We start from the raw sequence: 3,023 nt of genomic DNA, 5'->3' as shown, positions 1-3,023 counted from the left end.
CTTTTGTGAACAATTAATTTTTTAATCATATCGAATTTTCTCTTTCTTTCAGTCCCGTTACGAAGTTCCACTTTCTCACTCCATGCCCAGCTTAATGCTACTTACTATCATTAAGCCTCTTACCCTTCGAATGATTTTTAGTTATTATGTACTACTCGCTAGGCTTTTTTGATATGTGACAGTTCAGGGTGCGGAATGTGGGTTATAAATAATTTGACAAGTTCATATTGATTCCCAGGGTGTTATCTGCCATAAACACCACCTTGAGGAAATATATGCGCTATCAAATCTATGGCAAAAAACGTAGTTTTTCTGTAATACCTGCTATTAAATTTGTCAGCGTTACCTTTTTTTTTGGAACTTTAATCTATTGTGGTTTCTCTACCGGTTCGTTCATGATTTCTTATGTTACATCCAACTTAAACATTATTCGCCCTACCTCAATTACTGGTACTAAAGAACAGGAAAAGTGTGAGGCGAAAAATGCAGTTTGGCGTGATCATAAATGTTGGGACTCTGTTGAAAATCCTTAATTTTAAATTATATTAATTGATATGTTTCTGTGCCGGAGAAGTTGTGGTTGTTGGTTGGGAAATTTCTTGCTTGTACAAGCGGACTACCTTCTGCACATAGTCAGATGTAAAACCCTGATCACAGCCCGTATAATTACCAGTCATCCACCAACAAGCGACACCACGCACAGCACTATTTTCATTATTTTTAGTGGCTGTAAATTGCTTATTTAACTCCCGGTTAGTAATACAGGAAATGACTTGACGGGCTATTTTCGGATCATTTTCAAACTGAGTTGGTGTTAATTCTTTTTTCAGACAAGTTTTTGTCCAACCTTTGAGAGTTTCGGGTTTAACTTGCCATTCGCTATAATAGCCATCATTGCGCTTTTTTGTTTTAGGTGCAGCGAGTCGCAAAGCTTCTACCATTGCTGCAACTTGGGTATCAGAAACAGGCTGTTTGGCTTGTGCTAAGGATGGTAAAATTCCTAAGCTGATAATAATGCCACTAAATATAAATGCTATGGGGTTTTTCTTCATGATTTTAAAAGTATTGAAAATGTGAATTAATGAATTACAACTCTTAATTATGTGATCTCATGTTGGGTTTCCTTGCGTCAACCCAACCTACGAAAAATTGGCATTTAATAAATCTTCGATCGCACTAGTTTCAGTTGGTAATGCAGCGGTTAAAACTTCACTCCCTGATTCTGTAACTAAGACATCATCTTCAATGCGAATGCCTCGCACATCTGCAAACTGTTCTAAACGTTCCCAATTGACTAAATATTGATATTGAGAACGAGTTTTTGGATCATTTAAAATTGCCGGAACTTGATAAAATCCTGGTTCAATTGTGACTAACATTCCTGGACGTAAGGGACGATTTAATCGTAAATAACTTAAACCAAAACGGCTACTTCTGCTTCTGCCCTGATCATAACCGGCGATGTCTCCCAAATCTTCCATATCATGAACATCTAAACCTAAAAGATGTCCAATTCCGTGAGGAAAAAATAAAGCATGAAGATCCATTTTTACCAAATCTTCTGGTTTACCTTGCAAAATTCCTAAATTTACTAAACCTTCGGCAATTATAGTGGCTGCTAACAGATGAATTTCTGCATATTCTACACCAGGGGCGATGTTTTGAATACAAGCATCATGGGCAGCTAAAACAATATCATAAATGTCTTTTTGGGTTGATGAAAACTTACCAGAAACAGGCCAGGTGCGGGTAATATCAGCCGCCCAACCTGTCTGAGTTTCCGCACCCACGTCGGCTAAAAGTAAATCTCCTGGTTGCAGAGAGTGGTAATAATGATTATTGTGTAAAACTTCACCATGAACTGTAACAATACTGGTGTAAGCAGTGGTCATGTTCTCAGCCATAATTACTGCTTCCATTGCGGCGCGGACTTCTGATTCTTGTTTAGCTGAAGATGTTGCTGCCATTCCTGCCTTGTGTGCTGTTACACTCACGACCGCTGCTTTACGTAATTCTATCAATGCTGCTGCATCATGGGTAAGCCGCAGAGAAACAATGGCTTTCGCTAGTTCTAAATCAATGCCTTCCAGTTGAGTTTTTGGTAAAATGAATCTATCTAAAAGTTGGGTTTGCTGTGTCCACGTAGTTGCATCTTGTACTGGCAAGGTCGCCACGTCTTCTAAGTAATTTGCTAATTCTGCCATTGTTTTGGCTTCATCTGCGCCTATTTTGGCAGCGATTTCTTCACGATTTGGGGTTTCTCCATGCCAGAGGGCGCTACTGGGGTGGGGGTCATCTATAAATAGTTGTAGCTTGCCACTTTCTAGGCGAATGGCGGCGTTTTGGAGAGGAATTCCGGCGAAATAAAGGAAATGGCTATTGGCGCGGTGGGGGAAGGTATTAGCGGGGAAGTTGCGGGAACTGCTACTACCTGACCAGAGAACGGCGGGTAAGTCTATGATTTCTGCGAGTTTTTGGCGACGGTGACGGAGAATTTCTGGGAGGTTTGTGTGCATAGGAGAATTAGATTTGGGTTTCGTGCAAAGACGCAAAGAAGCAAAGGCGCAAAGAGGTAGATTAAATTAGCTTTTGATCTAATACCAATTTTGTTTGAGGCTATATGAAATTCATGAATTTATCCGTCTTTATCTGCGTTTATCTGCGTTCATCTGCGGTTAATTATTCTGGAAATTTAAATTATGTGATTACTTCAAAGGAATGAATTTCTAAAACAGAACCAATCATTGCTGCTGTCATTAAGTCTTCTCGGACTTTTCCGGTGATTTTGGCTTTTTGTCCGGCTTTTAGTAAGGTTTTATCGGCACTTTTGGGGATTTCGTAGGTAACACCATCTTCGGTTACGAAAGCCCAAGCACCAAGTCCAATATTTCGACGTTCGATAGTACCAGTGGTTGTAATAGTCATTTGTTAGTTGTTAGTTGTCAGTTGTCAGTTGGTTAGCAATGGGTAATACAGAACTTGCCGGTGTTATGAGGTACAAGAACCCCACCCCCAACCCCCTC

The 3,023-nt window shown here is 40.0% G+C and carries 4 protein-coding genes; 1 reads left to right on the top strand and 3 read right to left on the bottom strand.

Annotated elements, in window-relative coordinates:
* The first annotated feature begins 275 nt into the window (after positions 1–275).
* On the top strand, positions 276–533 hold the full coding sequence (locus IQ228_RS24020; protein WP_027400878.1) for a hypothetical protein: 258 nt from the start codon (positions 276–278) through the stop codon (positions 531–533).
* Positions 534–545: 12 nt separating this feature from the next.
* On the opposite strand, the gene IQ228_RS24015 is transcribed toward IQ228_RS24020, so the two are convergent.
* From IQ228_RS24015 to IQ228_RS24005, 3 genes are all read right to left on the bottom strand, one after another.
* Positions 546–1,052: a hypothetical protein gene (locus IQ228_RS24015; RefSeq protein ID WP_027400879.1), complete on the bottom strand. Its 507-nt coding sequence runs from the start codon at positions 1,050–1,052 to the stop codon at positions 546–548.
* Positions 1,053–1,139: 87 nt separating this feature from the next.
* Positions 1,140–2,516: an aminopeptidase P family protein gene (locus IQ228_RS24010; protein WP_193964693.1), complete on the bottom strand. Its 1,377-nt coding sequence runs from the start codon at positions 2,514–2,516 to the stop codon at positions 1,140–1,142.
* Between the two features lie 181 nt (positions 2,517–2,697).
* Positions 2,698–2,925, bottom strand: coding sequence for a hypothetical protein (locus tag IQ228_RS24005; protein ID WP_027400881.1), 228 nt, complete (start codon positions 2,923–2,925; stop codon positions 2,698–2,700).
* Between the last annotated feature and the right edge of the window lie 98 nt (positions 2,926–3,023).

The sequence above is a fragment of the Dolichospermum sp. LEGE 00246 genome, assembly GCF_015207865.1.
GTDB classification, from domain to species: domain Bacteria; phylum Cyanobacteriota; class Cyanobacteriia; order Cyanobacteriales; family Nostocaceae; genus Dolichospermum; species Dolichospermum heterosporum.
This window is presented reverse-complemented; position numbering and strand designations above follow the sequence as displayed.

Excerpts from the sequence above, each read along its gene's own strand:
- IQ228_RS24005 (WP_027400881.1), bottom strand. The coding sequence starts at position 2,925 with ATGACTATTACAACCACTGGTACTATCGAACGTCGAAATATTGGACTT.
- IQ228_RS24020 (WP_027400878.1), top strand. The coding sequence starts at position 276 with ATGCGCTATCAAATCTATGGCAAAAAACGTAGTTTTTCTGTAATACCT.
- IQ228_RS24015 (WP_027400879.1), bottom strand. The coding sequence starts at position 1,052 with ATGAAGAAAAACCCCATAGCATTTATATTTAGTGGCATTATTATCAGC.
- IQ228_RS24010 (WP_193964693.1), bottom strand. The coding sequence starts at position 2,516 with ATGCACACAAACCTCCCAGAAATTCTCCGTCACCGTCGCCAAAAACTC.